At 61.4% G+C, this 5,785-nt stretch carries 7 protein-coding genes and 1 pseudogene; 2 read left to right on the plus strand and 6 right to left on the minus strand.

Annotated elements, in window-relative coordinates; translation table 11 throughout:
• Positions 1-85: 85 nt before the first annotated feature.
• Positions 86-910, plus strand: a complete 825-nt coding sequence (locus tag DDF70_RS35120; protein ID WP_114948207.1) for an IS5 family transposase — start codon at positions 86-88, stop codon at positions 908-910.
• 468 nt (positions 911-1,378) lie between these two features.
• On the opposite strand, the gene DDF70_RS35125 is transcribed toward DDF70_RS35120, so the two are convergent.
• Entirely contained in the window at positions 1,379-1,762 is a 384-nt protein-coding gene (locus tag DDF70_RS35125; protein ID WP_425374147.1) for a hypothetical protein, read from the minus strand.
• Between the two features lie 401 nt (positions 1,763-2,163).
• Between DDF70_RS35125 and DDF70_RS35130 the strand changes: the two genes are divergently transcribed.
• Complete coding sequence (locus tag DDF70_RS35130; RefSeq protein WP_114949126.1) at positions 2,164-3,024, plus strand: alpha/beta fold hydrolase; 861 nt, start codon at positions 2,164-2,166, stop codon at positions 3,022-3,024.
• 71 nt (positions 3,025-3,095) lie between these two features.
• On the opposite strand, the gene DDF70_RS35135 is transcribed toward DDF70_RS35130, so the two are convergent.
• The 5 genes and pseudogenes from DDF70_RS35135 to DDF70_RS35155 form a co-directional block, all read right to left on the minus strand.
• Positions 3,096-3,320 (minus strand): hypothetical protein, encoded by a 225-nt coding sequence (locus DDF70_RS35135; RefSeq protein ID WP_114949127.1) that lies wholly within the window; start codon positions 3,318-3,320, stop codon positions 3,096-3,098.
• 12 nt (positions 3,321-3,332) lie between these two features.
• A pseudogene (locus tag DDF70_RS38570) lies at positions 3,333-3,431 on the minus strand (cupin domain-containing protein); the annotation flags it as partial.
• A gap of 53 nt (positions 3,432-3,484) precedes the next feature.
• Complete coding sequence (locus DDF70_RS35145) at positions 3,485-3,874, minus strand: cupin domain-containing protein (RefSeq protein WP_114949128.1); 390 nt, start codon at positions 3,872-3,874, stop codon at positions 3,485-3,487.
• Positions 3,875-3,944: 70 nt separating this feature from the next.
• Positions 3,945-4,700 carry an SDR family oxidoreductase gene (locus DDF70_RS35150; protein WP_114949129.1) on the minus strand — a complete coding sequence of 252 codons (756 nt, stop codon included), beginning with the start codon at positions 4,698-4,700 and terminating at the stop codon, positions 3,945-3,947.
• Positions 4,701-5,397: 697 nt separating this feature from the next.
• Positions 5,398-5,785 (minus strand): transposase (locus DDF70_RS35155; protein WP_170316154.1); only part of this gene is annotated, 388 nt, incomplete at its 5' end.

The raw sequence follows: 5,785 nt of genomic DNA on the forward strand, positions 1-5,785 counted from the left end.
AGCCTGAGAGGCTGACTGAAAAAGGTTGAGTGGCCTCAAGCCCCTGTGATTCCGTCGGATTTGCGAAGATTCGAGGGAGATCACGATGGTATGGACCGAGGCCACTCGCCGGCAGTATCGGCGAGACGGGCTGCGTTATGCAAGCAACCTCACCGATGCCGAATGGGCGCTGATCGAACCCTTCATGCCCGCCGCCCGGCAGATCGGGCGTCCCCGCATCACCTGCCTGCGGGCCGTGGTTGAGGCCATCCTGTATCTGGCCTCGACCGGTTGCCAGTGGCGCCAGTTGCCCAAGGAGTTTCCGCCGTATTCGACCGTGCAGGGCTACTTCTATGCCTGGTCACGGGACGGCACCTTCGAGCGGATCAACCATGCTCTCGTGGCGGCCTCGCGCGAGAAGGACGGCCGTGAGGTGAGCCCCTCGGCCGGCGTGATTGACAGCCAGTCGGTCAAGACCACGGAAGCTGGCGGACCGCGCGGCTTTGATGCCGGCAAGACGATCAAGGGCCGCAAGCGCCACATCATCACCGACACGCAAGGCCATCTGGTCGGGCTGAGGGTCCAGACCGCCGACATCCAGGACCGGGATGGTGCGGTGGAGGTGCTGACCTCCATCCGGGCGCTGTATCCCTGGCTGCGCCATGTCTTTGCCGATGGCGGCTATGCGGGCGACAAGTTGCGCGACGCGATCGCCACTCTCGGACGCTGGACGATCGAGATCATCAAACGCTCGGATGCGGCCAAAGGCTTTCAGGTGCTCAAGTGCCGGTGGGTTGTGGAGCGAACATTCGCCTGGCTTGGACGCTGCCGTCGTCTGGCCAAGGACTTCGAAGCCTCTATCGAGAGTGCCGTCGCCTGGACCTTTATCGCCCATATCCGGATGCTGACCAGAAGGCTCGCAAGACCCTGAAATCAAACCCGTCTTTCTGAGTCAGACTCTGAGAGCTGCAGGAACAATGTGATCAGCAACGACCACAAAATGACCCAGCCAGCCTCCCATCTCGTCCAGGCGAGAAAGTCGGTGGTTTTATACTGTCGACCCAAGTGCATAGCCAATCGCCCGAAGACGTTGCCACTGATAGAGATCTCGAAACGAGGCCGCTAGGTATACTCGGTGCCGTGGTATTCCAGTCTCGGCTCCTTTAGAGGCCGCCGGCGATTGAAAGATAACGGTCGTGCCTAACCCTAGCATACTCTTGAGGTCGACGCTTCCACCAAGCTGATCGGCGAACCGCCTCAAGGTGGGCATGGATGCCGTCAGCGGTTGGTGGCTCCATGGCCCGATCAGAGGGCCTAGGATGCGTATCGGCGTCAAAGACGTAATAGTTGACCATCTCGGAACCGTTCCGGCACCAAACACAGCTTTCCTGTACCTGAGCTAAGCTCCTGGCGATGGTGACCCGACCATCCAGATGCCCACGATGAGGACCACGCCCACCGCGACGATGAAGCCAATGAAGCCTACCAGAACGGCATCCCACTTATGGTGAACGGAATCGGGTTTCCAATTGCCTCCGGCCCAACGCTCCACGGTCTCATGATAGCGGGCCATCGCGACACGGAAGAAAGTTGGTGGCGTGCCGGCGGCCTCATCATCGGTGCCGAGAGGGGCTCCACTTGGATCAAACATCGGGTTCTTGTCCCCGGTTCGACCACTATCAATGTCGCCCTGGAGCATCGCCACGGTCGGATGGCCGGAGGGCGGGGGTGGATCCATCGGCTTGATGGTGTGGGTTGGAGGAATGTCAGAATGATCCGTCAAGCGACCCTCCTGCATCATGGGCCAGTCGCACTGAAAATACGGCATGCGCTCAGCTTAAGATCACGAGCATGCCGCATCGTACCCACCTGCTCAACTGTTCTCACTGACCGAGTTGCGCAGGACCGCTGAACCACCTCGTGATGTGCCCTCAGGATCCAGACCCGAACACCTTCGCCCAATCGTCGTGCTTCATGTCGAAGTCGAGCCATCCCTTTTACCCGGCCAGGACGGACAACGGACACTCGCAGGCTGTCTAATCCCGGTGAATCTGTTAGAATGCTCCCGTCGTTGCGACCGGGCCGGAATGGTTCGGCGGACGCGTACCTTGCCCGCCATCAGCCCCATCACGCGACAGCGGCGCCGGCCCTGCCGGCCGGCCACGTGGCAAGGGATCACATCCCATGACATACATCACCACCAAAGACGGTACCCGGATCTTCTACAAGGACTGGGGCCCGAGAGACGCTCAGCCGATCGTGTTCCACCATGGCTGGCCCTTGAGCGCCGATGACTGGGACAACCAGATGATGTTTTTCCTGGCGGAAGGATATCGCGTGATCGCTCACGACCGCCGGGGCCACGGGCGCTCGGACCAGACCGACGGCGGCAACGAGATGGACACCTATGCGGCCGATGTCGCCGAGCTGGTCAGGGCGCTCGACCTCAAGAACGCGATCCATATTGGCCACTCCACCGGCGGCGGCGAGGTCGCACACTATGTGGCGCGGGCGGAACCGGGACGCGTGGCCAAGGCCGTGCTCATCGACGCGGTCCCTCCAGTGATGGTCAAGAAGGAATCCAATCCGGGCGGGACGCCACTCGAGGTGTTTGACGGATTCCGTGCCGCGCTGGCCGCCAACCGCGCTCAGTTTTACCTCGATGTTCCGAGCGGCCCTTTCTATGGCTTCAACCGCCCTGGCGCGAAGGTGTCGGAGGGTCTGGTCCGCAACTGGTGGCGGCAGGCCATGATGGGGAGCGTCAAGGCCGGATATGAGTGCATCAAGGCCTTCTCAGAGACCGACTTCACCGAGGATTTGAAGGCGATCGACGTGCCGGTGCTGGTGATCCACAGCGAGGACGACCAGATCGTTCCGTATGCCGATGCAGGACCACTGACAGTCAAGCTTCTGAAGAACGGCACGCTCAAGACCTACAAGGACCTGCCGCACGGCCTGTGCCAGACCCATCCCGAGATCGTGAATCCGGAACTCCTTGCCTTCATCCGCGGAAAGGATGTGAAGGCAAGCGAGAAAGCTGCGTGAGCCTAGGCTGCGGGGTCGGCCGCCTTGGTCGGCCCCGCAACAAAGTGTCCATATGTCGGCCATAGAAACCATCAGGGAGGACCTTCCCCGTATTCAGTTTCGGGAACTTCTCTGTCGAGCGCCCTTCTGACAAATTCCACGGAATCTATGGCCGCCCCAAGTTGGGTACGAAACTGCTCGACCGCTTCGTTCATCGACGGCGGCAACTCTCCCCACCAGTCGATGGCGCGGCTCATCGCTTCTTCGACGGTTCGCAACATATCCTCGATTGCCACTTCACGATAGGTTCTCGCCATGGCGCTGTCCCCTCAGCTCCCGAACGCGGCCGCCAGTTCCGTCTCGTTCGTGTCCACCACGAACACCGCGAGGAGTTTGGTCGGTTGCGTCTCGCTGGCACTGGCGCTGACGCATTGGCATCCGTACTCGACACAGGGTCTTGCCCCGTTTTTCCATCCAGCCATCACTCTGCTGGCACGAGCGCTGGAGCACCCTTATCCTTGATCATGAACACCAGGAATCTCGCCGGATTGGTGCTGCTTGAATTCCGGTCAACGACGTGAACATCGTCCGGGCCTTCATAGAAGGTCTGTCCTGGTGTCAGTGTAACCTGTTGTCCGCCCTTCAGCTGCATCACAACAGAGCCCTCCAGGACGTAACCAAACGCATGTGCATTGTGTCGGTGGATAGAGTTCGACCCGCCGGGCGCATGCTCGACGGTGATCATCAGAGCTTCCCTGCCAGGATTCTCCGCAAGATCTTTCGACATGAGCGGCGTGACCTTGGGCTCCTGAGCCATCGCCGTGCCGCTCATGAGGCATAGCAGGACCAATGCAACGGGTTTGATGGTCATAGTCACCTCCTTCGTTCGCTGCCTTGGATCTGCTCGTGCCAGGGGGGCCTGGGCCTGCCTCCACTGCAGGTCAGGCTGCCGTCCGTGAGCGGCTGAGCCACTCATCGAGGCCGATGCGGCCGAGGCGCGCCTCGCCTAACGGCACCAGTGAGTGCTCCTCGACCCGACCGCCCCAGTATCGGGCCTCGGGGTCGCTCACGACATCACGCGGGTCACCGACTGCCTTCAGGTAGCGGGCGACGATCTCGTGGAACGGCGCCCGTTCGGGACCGGCGATCTCGACGATGCCGTTTCGCGGCGCAGCGAGCGCCACATCGGCGACAACGACAGCAACGTCGTCCGCCGCGATGGGCTGGAACAGCCCAGGCGACAGCCTGATCCTGTTTCCATCCGCACTTGAATCGGCGATGGCGCGGAGGAACTCCAGGAACTGGGTCGAGCGGATGATGGTGTAGGGGATGCCGGAGGTCTCGATCAGCTTCTCTTGGGCGACCTTGGCGCGGAAATAGCCATTGTCGGGCGCCCGGTCCGTCCCCACGATAGAGAGCGCGATATGGTGCCCGACGCCGGCTGCGGCCTCCGCTGCGAGAAGGTTGCGGCCGGAGGTCTCGAAGAATTCCAGCACCGCCCTGTCTTCAAACGAGGGCGAATTGGCGAGGTCGATCACCACCTGCGTGCCGGCCATGGCCTCTTTGAGCCCCTCGCCGGTGATGCTGTTGATGCCGCTTTGCGGCGAGGCGGCAACGACCTCGTGGCCGCCCTGGCGCAGAATGGCGACAGTCTTCGAGCCGATCAGGCCGGTGCCGCCGATGACAACGATCTTCATGACTTATCCTCCCTTGTTGACGGCTGGAGAACCTTTACGTCACTCCGCAGCCTGACGCGGTGATCTCCGTCGGAGAAGGTTACAGCTGGAGGAAACGCCGCACGCTGGTACGTCTGAGGCGCCGCGGCATGCAGAACTATGAGAGTGAATATAGTGGGCTTTTCGGGTATCCATCGGCTCCTCCCTCGGGTCCACAGACCACTCGGTTCGGGAGCAACGTCGACATCGCTGTCGATCAAGCGCGGCTCTTTGGGAGCCACGGGCGACGCAATAATTCAACTTATGTTGGCAGCATACTACCTGCAGCTGGGGTGGCAAGCGGCCGTGTCGGAATGTGTGCTTTGCGGAGGTTCAGGCAACCAAGCCGAACGCCTGCGTCGACAGGCTAGACGGGACGTCAATCACATGGATCCCCTCTCGGTACCGAGCGGAAGGGCTGCTTTGGGTCACGGACAGTCTCTAAGCGTGGCCTTGCAAAGGTCCGCTGTACTCACCTCTTGCAGAAGTTCGGCATAGGTCAGCCCCGTGCCATTTCCGGACGCTCCCGGTTCTCGGTCGAGGCGGAAGGCCGTTCAGGGGGCAAGTAACTTCTCAAGGGCCCGGTCGCGCGAAATGAGGCGTTTCAACAACACCCGCACGGCGGTTGTAAGGGTACGTGCACCAGATCACGGAAGCCTATGAGGCCGCCCAGCAGACCCTAAGCAGGGATTCGCTGGTTGGCCAACGGATGACGGCTTCGTTCGTGATTGAGCTTCATGATGGCGTCGTGGATGGCTTGGTCGAGGTCTTCGGGTCCAGTGAAGGTCTGGTGGGCAAGGTCATGCTGCTTCACATCGCGCCATCGCTCCTCGATGGCGTTGAGTTCGGGGGCATACTTGGGCAGCCATTCGACCCTGAGCCAGTGCGCCCGCTCGGCGAGGGCGGCTGTGGTTGCCTTGCTGGTGTGGATGGGACCGTGATCGAGAACAAGCCGAACCGGCTTGACGCAGCGGCCGGGCTCGGGGCCGTAGCGGCGGTCGAGGGTTTCCAAAAGCGCGATGAAGTCGGTGCTGCGCTTGGTGCGGCTGGTCTGAACGACAAGCTCG

The sequence above is a fragment of the Microvirga calopogonii genome, assembly GCF_003347665.1.
In the GTDB taxonomy this organism is placed as follows: Bacteria; Pseudomonadota; Alphaproteobacteria; order Rhizobiales; family Beijerinckiaceae; genus Microvirga; species Microvirga calopogonii.

Bases quoted from the DNA above. Each gene is read 5' to 3' on its own strand.
- DDF70_RS35120 (WP_114948207.1), top strand. From the start codon at position 86: ATGGTATGGACCGAGGCCACTCGCCGGCAGTATCGGCGAGACGGGCTG.
- DDF70_RS35130 (WP_114949126.1), top strand. From the start codon at position 2,164: ATGACATACATCACCACCAAAGACGGTACCCGGATCTTCTACAAGGAC.
- DDF70_RS35135 (WP_114949127.1), bottom strand. From the start codon at position 3,320: ATGGCGAGAACCTATCGTGAAGTGGCAATCGAGGATATGTTGCGAACC.
- DDF70_RS35145 (WP_114949128.1), bottom strand. From the start codon at position 3,874: ATGACCATCAAACCCGTTGCATTGGTCCTGCTATGCCTCATGAGCGGC.
- DDF70_RS35150 (WP_114949129.1), bottom strand. From the start codon at position 4,700: ATGAAGATCGTTGTCATCGGCGGCACCGGCCTGATCGGCTCGAAGACT.